Origin of the sequence: Bradyrhizobium pachyrhizi, assembly GCF_001189245.1 — a bacterium.
GTDB lineage: Bacteria > Pseudomonadota > Alphaproteobacteria > Rhizobiales > Xanthobacteraceae > Bradyrhizobium > Bradyrhizobium pachyrhizi.
In genome coordinates, this window is sequence record NZ_LFIQ01000094.1 from 59,851 (window position 1) to 75,063 (window position 15,213).

Annotated in this window: 15 protein-coding genes and 1 pseudogene; 8 read left to right on the forward strand and 8 right to left on the reverse strand. The window is 57.5% G+C overall.

Annotation, left to right across the window (positions count from 1 at the left end; all coding sequences use genetic code 11):
• The 4 genes from AKL29_RS23865 to AKL29_RS23880 form a co-directional block, all read right to left on the reverse strand.
• Positions 1 to 228, reverse strand: a 228-nt coding sequence (locus tag AKL29_RS23865; protein WP_193395247.1) for a phospholipase effector Tle1 domain-containing protein, incomplete at its 3' end; no start/stop codon positions are given.
• A 199-nt stretch (positions 229 to 427) separates the two neighbouring features.
• Positions 428 to 1,231, reverse strand: coding sequence for a hypothetical protein (locus AKL29_RS23870; protein WP_152977734.1), 804 nt, complete (start codon positions 1,229 to 1,231; stop codon positions 428 to 430).
• Between the two features lie 407 nt (positions 1,232 to 1,638).
• On the reverse strand, positions 1,639 to 3,042 hold the full coding sequence (locus AKL29_RS23875; protein WP_050385843.1) for a hypothetical protein: 1,404 nt from the start codon (positions 3,040 to 3,042) through the stop codon (positions 1,639 to 1,641).
• A gap of 2 nt (positions 3,043 to 3,044) precedes the next feature.
• Entirely contained in the window at positions 3,045 to 3,380 is a 336-nt protein-coding gene (locus AKL29_RS23880) for a hypothetical protein (RefSeq protein WP_152977735.1), read from the reverse strand.
• Between the two features lie 40 nt (positions 3,381 to 3,420).
• Here AKL29_RS23880 and AKL29_RS23885 point away from each other — a divergent pair, with 40 nt between their 5' ends.
• The gene (locus tag AKL29_RS23885; protein WP_050385845.1) at positions 3,421 to 5,100 is read left to right on the forward strand and encodes a DUF262 domain-containing protein; all 1,680 of its coding nucleotides are present in this window, start codon (positions 3,421 to 3,423) and stop codon (positions 5,098 to 5,100) included.
• Positions 5,101 to 5,311: 211 nt separating this feature from the next.
• On the opposite strand, the gene AKL29_RS42180 is transcribed toward AKL29_RS23885, so the two are convergent.
• Positions 5,312 to 5,674: a hypothetical protein gene (locus tag AKL29_RS42180; RefSeq protein ID WP_152977736.1), complete on the reverse strand. Its 363-nt coding sequence runs from the start codon at positions 5,672 to 5,674 to the stop codon at positions 5,312 to 5,314.
• 471 nt (positions 5,675 to 6,145) lie between these two features.
• Between AKL29_RS42180 and AKL29_RS23890 the strand changes: the two genes are divergently transcribed.
• The 3 genes from AKL29_RS23890 to AKL29_RS23900 are packed head-to-tail and all read left to right on the forward strand — an operon-like array spanning position 6,146 to position 7,220.
• The gene (locus AKL29_RS23890) at positions 6,146 to 6,355 is read left to right on the forward strand and encodes a hypothetical protein (RefSeq protein ID WP_050385846.1); all 210 of its coding nucleotides are present in this window, start codon (positions 6,146 to 6,148) and stop codon (positions 6,353 to 6,355) included.
• Entirely contained in the window at positions 6,352 to 6,558 is a 207-nt protein-coding gene (locus AKL29_RS23895; RefSeq protein ID WP_050385847.1) for a hypothetical protein, read from the forward strand. Before AKL29_RS23890 ends, AKL29_RS23895 begins: the two co-directional genes overlap by 4 nt.
• The gene (locus tag AKL29_RS23900; protein ID WP_082190677.1) at positions 6,555 to 7,220 is read left to right on the forward strand and encodes a DNA methyltransferase; all 666 of its coding nucleotides are present in this window, start codon (positions 6,555 to 6,557) and stop codon (positions 7,218 to 7,220) included. Before AKL29_RS23895 ends, AKL29_RS23900 begins: the two co-directional genes overlap by 4 nt.
• Positions 7,221 to 7,247: 27 nt before the next feature.
• Here the strand turns inward: AKL29_RS23900 and AKL29_RS41010 are convergent.
• Positions 7,248 to 7,532 (reverse strand): annotated as a pseudogene (locus AKL29_RS41010) (helix-turn-helix transcriptional regulator); the annotation flags it as partial.
• A gap of 950 nt (positions 7,533 to 8,482) precedes the next feature.
• Here AKL29_RS41010 and mobQ point away from each other — a divergent pair.
• The 4 genes from mobQ (at position 8,483) to AKL29_RS23915 (ending at position 12,371) form a co-directional block, all read left to right on the forward strand.
• Positions 8,483 to 9,691 carry a MobQ family relaxase gene (gene mobQ, locus AKL29_RS39890; RefSeq protein ID WP_082190679.1) on the forward strand — a complete coding sequence of 403 codons (1,209 nt, stop codon included), beginning with the start codon at positions 8,483 to 8,485 and terminating at the stop codon, positions 9,689 to 9,691.
• Between the two features lie 378 nt (positions 9,692 to 10,069).
• Positions 10,070 to 11,245, forward strand: coding sequence for an aminotransferase class V-fold PLP-dependent enzyme (locus AKL29_RS41015; RefSeq protein WP_160321776.1), 1,176 nt, complete (start codon positions 10,070 to 10,072; stop codon positions 11,243 to 11,245).
• A 6-nt stretch (positions 11,246 to 11,251) separates the two neighbouring features.
• Complete coding sequence (locus AKL29_RS41020; protein WP_082190681.1) at positions 11,252 to 11,746, forward strand: NUDIX hydrolase; 495 nt, start codon at positions 11,252 to 11,254, stop codon at positions 11,744 to 11,746.
• Positions 11,727 to 12,371 (forward strand): nucleoside/nucleotide kinase family protein, encoded by a 645-nt coding sequence (locus AKL29_RS23915; RefSeq protein WP_050385849.1) that lies wholly within the window; start codon positions 11,727 to 11,729, stop codon positions 12,369 to 12,371. The genes AKL29_RS41020 and AKL29_RS23915 overlap by 20 nt, the downstream gene beginning before the upstream one ends.
• Position 12,372: 1 nt before the next feature.
• On the opposite strand, the gene AKL29_RS23920 is transcribed toward AKL29_RS23915, so the two are convergent.
• Both AKL29_RS23920 and AKL29_RS23925 read right to left on the reverse strand, forming a co-directional pair.
• On the reverse strand, positions 12,373 to 13,422 hold the full coding sequence (locus AKL29_RS23920) for a Gfo/Idh/MocA family protein (RefSeq protein WP_050385850.1): 1,050 nt from the start codon (positions 13,420 to 13,422) through the stop codon (positions 12,373 to 12,375).
• 60 nt (positions 13,423 to 13,482) lie between these two features.
• Positions 13,483 to 15,063 carry a type IV secretory system conjugative DNA transfer family protein gene (locus AKL29_RS23925; RefSeq protein ID WP_050385851.1) on the reverse strand — a complete coding sequence of 527 codons (1,581 nt, stop codon included), beginning with the start codon at positions 15,061 to 15,063 and terminating at the stop codon, positions 13,483 to 13,485.
• Positions 15,064 to 15,213 lie beyond the last annotated feature (150 nt).

Genomic DNA, 15,213 nt, shown 5'->3' on the forward strand with positions numbered 1-15,213 from the left:
CGCGAACTTGTAGAGCGTGATGACGTTGCGGCGGAGGCCAATGCCAAATGCTCCTCCGAGCAGAGCTAACGGCTTGAACGACGAGGTCCCGACCCCGTCGTCATAGCAAGCGACCTGATCGTCATTGGTGAGGTCCAACGCGCTGAACATGCGCCAAACGTTGGTTCGCCAGACCTTTGCTGATGAATTGCCAGTGCCATCTGAGAGGAGCACGATGCGCCGCGGCATATTCTTCCTCAATCAAAATGAAATCAGTACGCCGCCGCAATTGCTGGACAACATATGGTTGCAATATTGACTAGATGACCGTCGTTCGCTCATGAGTCAAGATCAATTGCTCTTTTGGACTCTGCCTCTCGAAATCTTTTGCAATCTGCGCCTTGCGTTCGAGGCGTGCCGCAAGCGTCGAAGCAGGTTCCCCGTCACGTTAAGCGCGTGGCAGCAGAGGCGTTAGCTTGTACTTGTCCCGCAAGTGTTCCAACGTGTCCACACCAACCCTCGTTACGATGCGAACGTGCCAATGCCAAATCTCCATAAGCAAAACCCAAACTAAAATGCTTGCCGCCTGGACAAATCCCCAAGGGAGCTCCATTCGTCCAGCTCTGATAGAACTTTCGGGCGACATCTCGATGGCAAGCGCTAACATAACAAATATCCAAACACCCCCAACGAGCCCTCGCCACCATTTCCAAGTGCCACAGACTTGGTCCTCGACCAGTCGCAACTGCTCCAACGCAATTGCGTCGTCCAACTTGCCGTACTCTTCGCGCGCTTGTTGAATCATCGGCTGGAGAAAGTTCACCAGGTATCGCCATGCGACATGATCCACTGTCGTAAACAGTGCTAAGGCTCCGACGAACCGTACGAATGAATCCACCCATACCAAGACTGCGCCAGCAGTGCAGATGGCTGCTGCCATTCCGATCGCCCGCCAGGGCATCTTACCTTTGTTCGGCGCCTCCAAATAGACGCGCTCCTGCAATCCAACGTCCCAAAGAGTTCCCCAAACCCAAGCAAAGAAGTAGATTATCAGCGCTGCCTTCCAGACAATATCTCTGGCCGACACGTCAGAGATCAGTTCTGCGATGTCCGATGGCGACAAATTACGCAGCTTCAGCCACGTAAACACTAGCGGCAAAAGGAAAAATATCGAGCGAACCATGCGCCGTGCCGCGGCCGCGAGATTCGTTCGAGAGCCTCTATTTGTCGAATTGACGATGAGATCGTTCATAGCGTTCGCCCCCGGCCGCAACCGCTACCCACTCCGTGATGCCCCACATTCGTAAGCAGAGCGTGTCCTGGCACAACCGCTGTTCACTCGGTGAGCTTTCAGACTTGAGCGGTAGCGGCGTCACTGATCGTAAGGTTTCCGTTCAACTGTGCGACGCCCCCTTGAACGGCCGCAACAATTTATAATCGGCCATAGGATGCGATTCGACCGCCCGTCTATGAAGCGTACGTATCGTACCGACTCTATTGCTTCGGAACGCGTGCATAGCCCGCAACACTGGCGGCACAACACGAACGAGCCAGGCCCCGCTAGAAGTCCACCGCGCGCCCACGGCGCGCGAAAAGCGGTAATGCAATTGTATTGCGATCAGTTACATACCGAGCTGACTCGGCAAGCGGTTGAGATAATCAAGGCGTTGAGTCGGCCATGCTGACGTCCGGCGACGCAAGGCATAGCGCGAGGAAGTTCTTCACCTCCGGATCGTTTTGGAGGCTGCCGGGATTGCCTGGCGGCATCGTCTTTTCGATCGCTTGACGCAATATCGTGCCGCAGTAGCCTTGAAGCGCAGTCGACAATTGCGGGAAGCGTCCGCCTGGCCCATCCTTCTCATGGCAGACGCCGCAGGCGGAAGGCACTTTGGCCGCAGCCTCCGACGTCGCGTTCTGCGGCCACGAAGGAGGAACGAAAGGATCGTAGCGGTCGGTTGAAAAGGTCGGCAGGTTCAGCGGCGGCTTATTGAGCTTGCCCATGAGGAGACCGCCACCCAAATCAACTTTGGGGTGGATTATGTAGGGATTTTCTCCTGCGTGGCAGTTCGTACAAACTCCTCCCTGTCCATTGTTGAGATCGAAGCCTCCACCTTGAAATCGCCCCTTGGGATCGATCTTCAGATCCGGCACTCCGATCGGGATCTGCTCGCCCGTAGCAAACTCGAATGTAACGCCTTGTGTGCCGCCCTGCCCATCGCTGGCAGGCATTTGGTTATCCCAAAAGCACACCTTAGAGGTGAGCTGGCCAAGGCAAATGACGCCGTCCAGAGCAACCGACTGCTTGCTATCGTCAGCATATCGCGGTAGCGCGATACACATTCCTGCAGGAGTAGCACTCGTAAAGACCCTGACCTCCGCCGGGCTCCCCACGATGAATTGCGCTTCTTTCGGAATGAAGCCAAGGCTTCTCCAGCCAGCGGTGCCAGCTGGGTCCAGTTTGCCAACTGGCGGCGGTATCGGAACGCCATTGCTTCGACACTCATCAATGTATTGCTGGCCGCCCTTCGTTGTATTGGCGAGCGGCAGTGCCTGCTGAAGCTGGAATGTTTGTTTCTCGAGGAACTCGCGCACTTGAGGTTCTGGAATGAATTTCCGGGTTGGCACACCAGTATCCGCGCGCTCAGGAATTTGCGACTTCAGCGCATAGTCCAAAGCATTCAAGATACTGGCAATCCGACCAGCGTCTGGATCGGTGGAATGCCGCGTCAACGACCGGAGGCTCCTGTTTTGAAGCACCAAGTTGTTTTGACGCGATGACGTCGATGGCTGACTCACCCCCTTTTCAGCGTCCGAGAAGGCAGTCGCTTTGTCGGCCGGCATCGAAGAAAGAAGGCGCTGCCGGTAATACGCCTGAGCCTTTTCGATGAATTCCTGCGTGAGCTTGATCTGGTTACCACTATTGTCGAAAAAGGCTCCGTGACCGATATACGCGATGGGCTCGCTCGCATCGGCTGCGAAGCTCTCGGGAATATCTAATAAGATCACCGGTGAAGCCAGACACAGGGCCAGGAGCCGTGCTCGCGCTTGACGTTTGGCGGTCATAATTACCTCCCTTGAGTCAAAAAATATCTGAAAGGGAACAATTCTGCCACAACACCAGAAGTTGTCAATGAGCGCTGATCGATGTGCGGCAATTTCCCGCTGAACATGCGCTCTTGCGCTGGCGCGCCATGCTGCATCACGGTGAAGGCTGTTTGCTGCCTCGCTTTCGCGCGCGAGTGCAGCTTCCCCTCATTTATCTTTGCAAGACGCAGTTTTTGCGCGCTTGGTGCCACACGCGCGAGCTGCACGTCTTTCCCCGGTGCGCCGCTAGCCCGGCACAAAAACATTGCGGTTACATCCACAACCGAAAATAGTATCCTTGCCGCCAAATCCGGCATGGAGAGGCCGCAACCTGGGAAGGAATATTGAGGAGAGCAGATGATTCGTCATACGATTGAAGCAAACGAGAAGCCGATACTTGATATCTTTTGCGACAAGTACCTTTTCAGTATCCCGTCATACCAACGCCCCTATGCCTGGACCACCGAGCAGGCGAGCGAGCTCCTTGAGGACATAACGACCGCTTGTGGCGACGCGGGAGACGTCGCGAACGCGAGCCCGTATTTTCTTGGTAGCATCGTCCTCATCAAGAATCCTCTGGCGCCTCAAGCCGACGTCGTCGACGGCCAGCAACGCCTTACGACGATAACAATACTTCTTTGCGTCCTCCGAGACCTGGCGGATGCGAGAATCGGGCAAGCAATTCATAACTACATTTGCCAGACTGGCGACCCGATCAAGGAAACTGCCGACGTCTTTCGCCTAACACCCAGGGAGCGAGATGCCGAGTTCTTCCGCTCGATGATCCAGACTGTATCGCAAACGCAGAGCCTGCCCGATGCTCGCCAGTATTCGGACGCTCGCGCCCGCATGGTCGAGAACGCCGCATTTTTCCGCGAGAAGCTAAAGGACGTGTCCGATGAGCGGCGGCGACGGCTCACAATGTACATCGCCCAGCGCTGCTATCTGGTGATAGTGGCGGCATCCGACCAAGAATCCGCCTTCCGGATATTCTCTGTCCTCAATTCACGTGGGCTGGACCTATCTCCGGCTGACATTCTCAAGGCCGAAATCATCGGCGCCCTACCCGTCGATAAGCAGGACGATTTCACCAGCATCTGGGAGGATATCGAGGACGAGCTGGGAAGATCGCGGTTCGCCGAGCTATTCGGCCACATCCGGATGATCCATCGTAAGCAGAAGATGCAGGGTACCCTGATCGCGGAATTCCGCGAATTCGTGCCGAGCCGGAAGAACCCTGCAAACTTCATCAACAAGGAGTTGTCGCCCTACGCCGAGGCGTATGAGCAGATCACCGACAAGAGCTTTGTGAGCTTCAAGCATGCTGACGAGATTAACCGCGAGCTGACACACCTGTCCCGCCTGGACAACTTCGACTGGCAGCCTCCCGCGATCGAGGTCATTGCGCGAAGGAGGGAGAGCCCTGAATTCATTCTGCGCTTCTTGTCCGACCTGGAGCGGCTGGCCTACGGCCTTTTCCTCATGAGGAGCGATCCATCCGAGCGCATCCGGCGTTACGGAAAGCTGCTCGGATCAATTCAGACCGGCGACGATCTCTTCGCGGCAGAGTCGCCTCTTCAGTTGAGTGCTGGGGAAAAGACATTTGTCCGGGAGGCCTTGCAGGGTGACATTTACAGGGTCACGCGCATCCGCCTGCCGCTTCTGCTCCGGCTTGATGAGCTGCTATCCGGCGGCAGCGCCGTATACAATCAGCCGATTGTCACCGTCGAACACGTCCTTCCGCAGAATCCCTCCGTGGGAAGCAAGTGGCTGACTGACTTTCCGGACGCCTCCGAACGTGAGCGGTGGGTTCACAAGCTCGCCAACCTAGTCCTTCTTACCCGCCGCAAGAACTCCCAGGCGAGCAACTTTGATTTCGTGGAGAAGAAGGAAAAGTACTTCGCGATGAAAGCGGGGATTGCGAATTTCGCGATCACAAGCAACGTCCTGAAGGAAAAGGAGTGGACGGTCGCGACACTGGAGCGACGCCAAGCGGAGATTATTGCCGCCATTGCACAGCTCTGGAGGCTTGATTGAGCCCTCGGTGCGCCTGTGGCGGCAACCGTTTGACCCCTGATGCTTTCGGCGCAGCCAAGGTGAAAAGATTTCGGTGATCGCATCCATTCGCAGGGGTCGATCGCCATCGGCGCTCTTCCCCGACCGAGATCAGTGGGGTCATATCCCTAGCCGCGGCGCCCACCCTAATTGGCCCTATCGGCTGCCCGATAGAGCATAGTGCGCACCAGCTCTATTTCCGAGACCGTTGCTCCATCTTGAGCCGTGGCTCTCGAGGCTTCGCTTGCACCACTAGCCGGGAATCCGGACTGACATGCAGGTCGATCATAAAGTGGTCGCCAGGACCGCCCGCCTCGATCGCTGCGCGCATCACCTTTCGTAAGGCGCGTCCCAGTTCTTCCGAATGAACGTGACAGTCTTGAACCAGGGGAACACGAAGATGGCATTTAACACTGCGGCCTTCACCCTTACGGATCAGTTGCCGAGTCGCCTTGGATTTTGAAACATCCACAAGTGCCTCGACGAGTTCCGGAGGTGACGTGCCACCATCCGCGTCCTCGCTTCTCCAAATAGAGATGGTCTGCGCTTCAATCACAAAGCCACTCCTCTAGCTTGACCAACTTTTGCGGCCGCCTTCTCGTCCTGGCTCGCCTAGCGGGTTTGACATCTCAGTCGTTCGACCGCCGACGTTATTGACTCGGCCACCACCGTCAACCCAACCGGACATGCACCATGTGATGTCAGCACTGCATCGCGGCCCTAGTGTGTCCATGGCTCTGCGTCTCGGCGCAGTTCGGGTAGGAGGTTCCTTCTCTTTGCACAAAACTCATCGTGGCGCGGTTCTATTGCGTCTCAGGACTACTCCCGTGTGGAGGCAGCATCCAATGCGCGGCCAGTAGCTGGACGGGAAGTTGGGCCCGAAGCGCGTCGGCGCAAGGCATCCAACCGTATCCCTAAGGGTCCCTCGGTCGGAGCCTCCTTGCCCCGCCGCTCATCCTTCGTTCCCTGAAAACTCCCGTCCGGCCGCGATTGGCGCAGCCGGTAAAACCAAACGGGAGTAAGAAAGATGAAACGCAACGAAAAGAAACCGGCGCCCCACGCAGTGTATGTAGTCGAGGGCGAAGGCGATAAGGCCTTCTGGACCAAGATCGGCGCAGCCTGGGCACACCAGGACGGCAAGGGCTTCAACATCCAGCTGAGCTGCCTGCCCGTGAACGGCCGCCTGGTCCTTCGCGATCCGAAGGTCGCTGAGGACGACGAGGGGGCGGGGCAATGAGCCCCGCCGCCACGCGGCGGTATGCGGTCGGCTTTAAGAGCTGGACGGTATACGAAGTCGTCGTGTTTGCCACCAGCATGCGCGAGGCGATCGCCAAGGGCAAAGCCCTTTATGACCTTAACGGCCTCGCCGACTTTTCAGTCAGAGATGCCAGCGAAGAGCCGTGGCACGCGCAGTGCATGGGTCTGGAGGTTCGGTCATGAGCGCCGCCCTCCACTCCTTGGCCAACACGGTCGTCCAGGGCGACTGTGTCGAGGTGATGCGTCGGATGGAGTCTGCCTCGGTTGACTTCATCCTCACCGACCCGCCCTATCTCTGCCGGTATCGTTCACGCGATGGCCGGATCATCGCGAACGATGATCGCGACGGGTGGCTGGCACCTTCCTTTGCCGAGATGTATAGCGTGCTCAAGCCGGATTCGTTCTGCCTGAGCTTCTACGGCTGGAATCATGCAGACAAGTTCATCGGTGCCTGGCGTGCTGCAGGCTTTCGCTTGGTCGGCCATATCGTCTTCACCAAGCCTTATGCGCCGTCGTCGCGTTTCGTGCAGAGCAAGCACGAGCAGGCCTACCTGCTCGCCAAGGGAGAGCCCGCCCGTCCACTTAAGCCGATCGACGACGTTCGCGAATGGCACTACACTGGTAATCGTCTTCATCCAACTCAGAAGCCAATCAAGGTGTTGCAGCCTCTTATTGAAGCGTTCTGTCCTGCGCACGGACTTGTGCTCGATCCGTTCTGCGGGTCGGGCTCGACGCTGGTTGCTGCGCAGATGGTGGGCCGGTCCTATACCGGCATCGAACTCAATGCCGATCATTGCGAAACCGCCCGCATGCGGGTGGCCCACAATGAGATGCGCGCGGCGTAGCTTAGCTGCTGCGCCTCGGCCTTCGGGCTAGGCGCAGCCCTTCTTACTTTTTGAGGGCCGTTTTGCTTCCGGGCGCTGCGCTCGCTGGCGGTCAACCTGGGTCCGCCATTGCCTGACCAGATCGCGTCGCCGACCCGGGTAGCGGTCGTCCAGCATTTTGCACTGGCCAATGCGGTCAACCCGGAAGGCCCGGAAATCCTTGCGTAGCTCGCACCAGCCCGCAATAACGCGACGGGCATCGAAGAAGGCAACTCCAATCGGCCAGATGACCCGCTTTGTCTCGGCTGCCCGCAGGTCGCGATAGATTATCCGAAGCTTGCGAGCGCCTTCGCACGTTCCCGTTCTCTGCGGCTTGCAATCCCATTAGGCCGCTTGTCGCCATGCTGTCGACTGGTGCGCGAGATGTCCTGCTGGGGCTTCAGCCCCGGGCGCCTGATAGCCCGCTTATAGACTTGCCCCAACCGATCCGACCAAAGAGAAGAAGCCGCCCAGGTATCTGGAACGGCTTCTGTTGCGACTAAAGGCGATTTACTTGGATCGCCTGATAACACGAGATCTCGGAATTCGAAGCTTCCTGATTGGCGCTGCTTCACCTCGATCTTTTGCGCTTCCCACACTCAGATGGAAATCGAGATTTCCGCTGGTTGGGTGTCTATATGATACACTCAGATCAATATCTGGCACCAACGACTGAAGCATCGCCAGGATAGTGACCACAGCCAGCCAAGAAATGGCTGATTGGGACCGCCGCGCCCTGATCCGAACCGCCGGCATACGCCGCGGCTCGGTCTTCATGTTCGTTAGTCCTCACACTCCATCGTGCATTCCGAACCAATCTTGGACATCAGCTGTCTTCTCGTGGGCGCGATACGTGCCCACGATTGAGGTAGTGATTAGCGGTCCAAATGCAAGCCCGTCGACGCAAGTGGCGTCCAACCTGTCGAATCTGAAGATAGCGCAACGGCGTAGCGGCACATGCAATGCATCGAGGCAGAGTCTCACGAAACATTGATCGCCAGGAGCAACGGGGTCCGGGGGCTTTGCCCCCGGCCGATTTGTATGACCTGTGACATCGGCCTTCCGGCATGTTTCTCAAATAATATAGCCAGAGGGAGCGATGTATCCTTGCAACTCTCTTGCAGGAGACAGAGGCTTCGCCAGGTGAATGGCGCACTTATACATCGCTGCGCGACATAGGTGCACTGCCAGCACACGAGGTGTTCTGGCCGTAAGGAGTCGCTTCGCGACGAGTAAGGGGGTTGATGGCTTCGTATCATCTGTCAGCGCAAGTGGTGAAGCGATCCGAAGGACGCTCTGTTGTGGCGATGGCTGCTTACCGGGCTGGCGAGAGGCTTCGGCATGAACGACGAGGGGTAGACGTTGATTTTTCGCGTCGGCGCGGCGTGGTTCATTCTGAGATCCTGGCGCCAGAGGACGCAGCCGAATGGTTGCTCGATCGCGAGCAGTTGTGGAATGGCGTCGAGCGGATGGAGACGCGGCGCGACGCGCAGCTCGCGCGAGAAATCAACATGGCCTTGCCGCATGAGCTTGGTGCTGACGAGCAGCTGGCGTTGCTGCGCAGCTTCGTCCTCAAGCACTTTGTGGCGCTGGGCATGGTGGCGGATTTCGCCATCCACGCTCCGGTGGTGGAGAAGGGGGAGGACCCGCGGAATTTCCACGCGCATGTCCTGCTGACGATGCGCCAGGCCGGCGGCGGCGGTCTGCGTCGCGTGAAAACCCGCGAGTGGAATAGCGACCAAATGCTGCTTCTCTGGCGCGAGGCTTGGGCTGAGTACCAGAACAAGGCGCTTGAGCGAAAGCGATTGCCGCAACGCGTGGACCACCGCAGCCTTGGGGTTCAGCGCCGCGAAGCGGCAAAAGGAGGCGACCGGATCGCCGTAGCAACGCTGGATCGCGCGCCGGAAATCCACGTCGGGCCGAAGGCACGCAAGGCCTCCGTTGTTCGTGCGCCCAAGAGTAAGGTGCGGCTGGTGGGGCGTGCTCGCAAGGACGGCAAGCGCCCGCTTCGCTATGTTGATATTGACCGGGGCAGCAGGCGCGAATGGAACATGCGCACCCTCGCCGACAACGCGAGGGCATATGGCCGTGCGGTAGCCCGGACCGAGACCCGGCTCACGCGCATGAGGCAGCGGCTGGCGCGCTACGATCGCGCCCTCTCCGCCCCTCCCTCTCGGTCGGCGCCGGTTCGGAGAGCGCCGTCACATACGGTCGACGTGGTGAGCCTCTTTGACAGCGGCAGCACGCGGTATCGGCACGTGCGGCGGCGCCGCGACCAGTTGCTCTGGATGATAGACCAGCTCGACCGGCTGTTCCTCGCCCTGCTCGGCATCCGCGAATCCCAGCTCATGCGTCACACCGTGTGGGCAAACCGGCTGAGGTGGCGGCGAATGCATCAGCTTGCGCCGGTGCCCGCGCTTGGCCGTCACCGCAGCCGTTCCCTGCCTTCCTAGGCTACGTGTCGTACTTCCCCACCAGTGGATGGAGAGGCCAAAGTGTAGCAGGTGCCCTTACGCCTCCAGGCCGGCCGTGCAGGTCCAGAGCTGATCGAGGAGCTCATCAGCTGCCGTTTTGCGCCGCTCAAATAGCGCGAGTACCACCAGCCGAACCCGAGCGACTCACACGCCGACGGCAAAATATCGTTCCGAATAGCTCTCTGGCGATTGACTACACCAGCGGGTTCCCATTATCAATTACTAGTTGAGCAAAAAGTACATATACGCGCAAAAGATTTGATAGGACGACGCATGGCTACGCTGGCACTATTCGGTGGACAGCCCGAGATATCTACGCCTGGGCCTCACCATGTCTGGCCTCGGATCACAGCTGACGTGGAACACGCAGTTCTAGAGCAACTCCGCAAATCTATCTCGATATATGATCGAAGCGGCATCTTCCTTGACTTCGAAGAACGCTTTCGGGCGCATGTAGGACGCAAATTTGCTCTTCTGACAAACTCGGGCACATCGGCTCTACATTCGATCTACGAAGGTCTTGATCTCAGACCAGGCGACGAACTGATTGTACCTGCGTATACATTCTACGCGACAATATCTCCTCTCGCACAGTACGGTGTTTTCCTCAATCAGGTTGACGCAGATGCGAACGGCAATGTCGACCCCGCAAAGATTGAGCAATACGTCACTCCACGGACGCGCGCGATAGTCGTTACGCATATGTGGGGCCACCCCTGCAACACCAAGACGCTGCTGACCGTTGCCGCGCGCCTTGGCCTTCCGCTTATAGAGGATTGCTCGCACGCCCACGGCGCCGCAGATGGCAATACGATGGTAGGATCACTTGGTCACGCAGCGGCTTGGAGCCTGCAAGGGCAAAAGAACGTAACCGGTGGCGAAGGTGGAATACTGGTCACTGACGATGAGACTCTATTCGAACGCGCTCTGATGTTGGGTCACTACAACAAGCGGGCGAAGCAGCAATTGTCGGTCACGTCTCGTTACCGAGACTTTGCTACCACCGGACTTGGCCTCAAACTGAGGGCCCATCCTATCGCAATAGCGATAGCTGACGAGCAGTTTTCACACCTGCGAGATTGGACGAGCCGGCGCCAGACCGTCGCGAACCAGTTTATCGCTGCACTTCAACCGTATTCATTTATTCATTTGCCCAATACGGCGGGTACTCAACCTGCTTGGTATGCTTTTGTGTTTCATTATGATCAAGGACGCGCTCACGTTCCAATTGATCGCTTTGTTCGCGCATTGCACGCAGAAGGTCTCGTGGAGGTTGACCAGCCTTCCTCCACTGGGTTGACTGCAGGCTATCCTCTTTTCACGCGAACTCCGGAAGTTCTCCCCCGACTCTACGATAGTCCGATGCTACTGAATGCCAGCGAGCCGCAGCCGAATGCCGCCCGCTTCTTTCAGACTGCCATCAAGCTTCCCGTTTGGCTGTTCGATGACGAGATGCACTGGGTCTCCAGCTACATCGCTGGTCTCAGAAAGGTATGCGATGTCGTTGCCAACAATCCTGCTGCCTTTGGGTAAATCAAAATGATGAGTGTCGACAGCCCCCTTCTAGACTCGCTCGCTCTCGAAATCGCGAGGGACGGCATTCAAAAAATTGTATGTGGCGCAGTGATTCTTCATCTGCCTCGGGAAGGGGAAGCCCAGTGCCTCCTCCTGGAAAGGGCCGCAGACGATTTTATGGGAGGCCTGGTTGAACTGCCCAGCGGAGGCGTCGATGTCGGGGAAGAGCTTATTGGCGCTCTTCACAGAGAAGTCCTTGAAGAAACCGGACTGCAAGGTCAGGTGGAAGGATATTTGGGAGCTTTCGACTACCTCTCTGGCTCCGGGAAGAAAGCGCGGCAGCTGAACTTTTTGATGACATCTCTGGAGAAATCAGTCCGCATCAACCCAGCCGAGCATTCTCAATTTTACTGGCTAACCCAAACCGATTTAGCCAACACAGAGCTCAAGATTAGCGTCGAGACTTCGCGCATAGTTATAGGGGGATTTGGTGCGTTGGATGGTATTGGACGGCGTTGACGCCACAGGAAAAAGCTCGCTCTGCAAGACAATTTCAGAAATCTACATCGCCAAAGGCCTCAAATGCAAAATCAAGACAGAGTTCTCTTCTTGCTTTGTAGGGCGCGGCATCGAAGAGATCGTCGCTAAACATCGCTTCTTCCGTCTGGATCAGAATCGACCCTCGCCCATCGCGGACCTTGCGGTAATATTAGCCGATGTATTCTGCAAGTATGAGATCGACGTGGAGCCCACCATCGACGTGGCTGTAATGGAGCGGGGGGTAATCTCGGCGCTGGCGTATCAGCTTGTTCGACTAAATGATCACGCTCCGGAGGCAAGCGATAGCGACGTCGAGAAAACCGTGCTTGATTTCATCTCGTCTCTCGCGCGGTTCTCGCGTTGGCCAGACTGTCACTTCACATTGAACATCACGCAGGCCGAACTAGAGCGTCGCATTGTAAACCGTGATGAGACACCTCTCAGGCCCGAGCAGGCTGCGCAACTTATGTCCATGCAACGCAAAATGATTGCCTATGGACCATCTTTCCGGGCCATCGATATTTCGGTTGATGGAAAGTCTATTGATGAATTGGCTGCAGCCATTATCGACGCCTTTGACAGGCGTACATTTGGACGACGCTGACTTATTCAACGCCTGCCCGCACGAAGGGCGGCAGGAGCTTTTGAGGATCGACATATGCATTCTGCTCGTTTGATGAATAAATTGCTTCGATAAACGCGACATGGTCGAAATGATCAAAGTATAGCGGGCGTTCAATTTTCTTCCGTCCCGTAATCGCATCCGCGAAATACTCGAGTTGGTCAACTGAAGCTGACAGCCAGCTACCTTGCCTTTCAAGCGATTCCACGACAGCGCCGGTTTGATCCATCCTCGTAATCTTTCCACGCGAAATGCCGATTGACCCACGACTTCCAAGGATCATTAGCTGCTCGTCTTTGGCTGGAAAAGCGCGAGACATGACCAAATTCCCTATGATTGGGGTGGTCATCTTTCTACCCTTGTCGTAGTTGAAGAGCACCATCGCCGTGTCCTCTACATCGTACTTTTGACCCTCGCGAGCACTGGTTCCCAGCTTGCCTGCAACCCGCGTCGGTAAGCCGAAGTACCAAACCAGCAAATCGACGGTGTGGTACCCCATATCAAGCGCTGCGCCTCCACCCGCGATAGCTCGCTTGGATCGCCAACCCTCATCTAGCCGCGCAATATTGAGGGTGTATCGGCCTTCGACAGAATGAATGTTTCCAATGCGGTGGCATAATTGTCTAAAGGACAGATAGATCGGGTGGTAGCGCCTGACGAGTGTCACAGCGAGCTGTATTCCTGCATCTTGCACAATCGCGTGGATCTCGCACGCTTCGGCCAGAGAAACAGCGAAGGGCTTCTCCTTCAACACATGAACACCGCTTTGCGCCAGCTGTTTTATTATCGGCAAATACTCTGAATGCGGAACAGCCAGGATCGCAAAGTCGGGCTTCTTGCTACGAAGCAAGTCTTCAACGCTTGTGAACGCCGGGACGTTGTGCTCGCCACTAATCTTGTAAGCGAGTTGCTTGTCAGCATCGCAGACAGAGTCCAGCACTACGTTTCTAGCTTCCTGTATTGCGGGTAGATGGTTCTCGACGGTTTGCTTCCCAAGCCCAATCAGACTGACCTTCAGTTTCCTTTTTGTCATGCCGCCTACCAAAATCCTCAATTGAAAATCTCGGTAGTATATCGTGATGCGCAGCGCAGTCTATAGTTGTGCCCGTTTCTTGACACCGAAGGGCTCACTCGGCTGAGAATTTCGCGCTGGCCAGGTATCGTACCGGCCCCACCAGTGGATGTGCCGCCAGTCGCGGTAGTTGACCTTCTTGGCGAGCACTGCGAACCGTAAGATGTCAGAGCGGAACAGCACGATGGAGCGCTTGCCCGGAAGGCGCAACACTTCCGAGGGGTCCAGCAGCCACCGCCCCGCTTCGGACTGGCCTGACGATACCTGCTGGCGCAGCAGGTCGGTGTTGGCCTGCGACGTCCCCTCGCTCCGGCTGACCGAAGTGGTCTGGCCAAGCATCTCGGACACGAACCGCGCCGCCTCCAGGTCGGCGACGTTGAAGAATACCTTGCAGGTGCTATTGGCCAGGAAGGAGCCGGAGCGGCGGTAGAGCGCCTTGAGTTGGTGCATATCCTGGAAAATCAGCATGGGCGTGCAATAGGCCCGCAAGTAACCGACCCCGCGCTCGAGAGGTTCAAGGCTGCCGAGTGCAGCGGCCTCGTCGAGAAGCAGCAGCACCTTGTGCTTTGGCCGCTTGCGGTCTTTGGCACGGGTCAGCGCGTTGATGGCGCATCCAACCATTACACGCAGGAAGCCCGCGTAGACTGACAGCTTCTCCTCATCCACCACGAGGTAAAGCGTGGTGGTCCGGTCGACCAGTTCTGCAAGGCTGAACGTCGACTCGGAGGTGACATGCGCCGCTGGACCGCCCGCCGACCACACGCGGGTTGCTTTCTCCACGTTGGACAGCACGCTCTTGAACTCCTCACTGGACTCCATTGCGAGGAAGCTGGCGGCCAATTCAGCGGCGGTCACCGGCCCGTCAACGCCGATGGTCTGCAGCAGTTGCTTGAAGGACTCCGGCGGCAGCGTCGAGAAATTGCGGATCTGCGACAGCGTGCGGCGTGCTGGCTCCAGCCGCACCGTGTAGAGAATGAGGCATGCGAGCACGCCTTCGGCTTTGCTGTCCCAGTGGCTCTCGCTGCCGTCCGGCATCACCATCAGCTTGGCGAGCGCTTCGGCGTCGTCGCGTTCATGCCAGGTGCCCGTGCGCACCATGTCGAGCGGATTGAACTTGTCCGAGCAGCGCGGCTTGAGCGTATCCAGTGCGCGGACGGTGCCCGCTTTCAGGCGGTGGCGTTCGGTGATCGCGCGGTTTTCGCCCTTGATGTCCGTGCAGACGATAGAGCCCTTGTAGGAAAGCAGGTTAGGGATGACGATGCCGACGCCCTTGCCCGCGCCCATGGGCGCGAACACGGTCACCATGCCATCCTTGTTGAAACGCAAAAAAGAACGGCCTACCCGGCCGACGATTGGTCCATTGCCCCTTCGTACGCCGGCCCGCAGCATTTCCCACCATGTGGCGAACCGCGCTGTGCCGAGCGCGTCGACGGAATGCCCGCCTCCCCAGGTGAGCACCGCATGAACAACCGCGCCCAGTTGCAACGCAATCCGCACAAACAGACGGATGACAAAAAAAATGATGCGAAGGAACCGCAGCATGGCCAAACTTGGCTGCGGTGCGAACCAAGTGACCAGCCATTTTGTCGGCGCGGCGAACACGAACCGCTTCCAGCTTGGCGAAAATCAGCCAAGGCGTCTAATTCAAACGACGTCAGATGTCTAACAGGCGCAGTGCCGCCGCTCCCCGCGCCCGTCAAGGGTAGGACGAGCGGCAGAGCCGCCCTTGACGACCGCGTGGCGCGACGACGT

Coding starts and splice junctions, on each gene's coding strand:
- AKL29_RS23870 (WP_152977734.1), bottom strand. CDS start 1,231: ATGAACGATCTCATCGTCAATTCGACAAATAGAGGCTCTCGAACGAAT.
- AKL29_RS23875 (WP_050385843.1), bottom strand. CDS start 3,042: ATGACCGCCAAACGTCAAGCGCGAGCACGGCTCCTGGCCCTGTGTCTG.
- AKL29_RS23880 (WP_152977735.1), bottom strand. CDS start 3,380: ATGCCGGATTTGGCGGCAAGGATACTATTTTCGGTTGTGGATGTAACC.
- AKL29_RS23885 (WP_050385845.1), top strand. CDS start 3,421: ATGATTCGTCATACGATTGAAGCAAACGAGAAGCCGATACTTGATATC.
- AKL29_RS23890 (WP_050385846.1), top strand. CDS start 6,146: ATGAAACGCAACGAAAAGAAACCGGCGCCCCACGCAGTGTATGTAGTC.
- AKL29_RS23895 (WP_050385847.1), top strand. CDS start 6,352: ATGAGCCCCGCCGCCACGCGGCGGTATGCGGTCGGCTTTAAGAGCTGG.
- AKL29_RS23900 (WP_082190677.1), top strand. CDS start 6,555: ATGAGCGCCGCCCTCCACTCCTTGGCCAACACGGTCGTCCAGGGCGAC.
- mobQ (WP_082190679.1), top strand. CDS start 8,483: ATGGCTTCGTATCATCTGTCAGCGCAAGTGGTGAAGCGATCCGAAGGA.
- AKL29_RS41020 (WP_082190681.1), top strand. CDS start 11,252: ATGATGAGTGTCGACAGCCCCCTTCTAGACTCGCTCGCTCTCGAAATC.
- AKL29_RS23915 (WP_050385849.1), top strand. CDS start 11,727: ATGGTATTGGACGGCGTTGACGCCACAGGAAAAAGCTCGCTCTGCAAG.
- AKL29_RS23920 (WP_050385850.1), bottom strand. CDS start 13,422: ATGACAAAAAGGAAACTGAAGGTCAGTCTGATTGGGCTTGGGAAGCAA.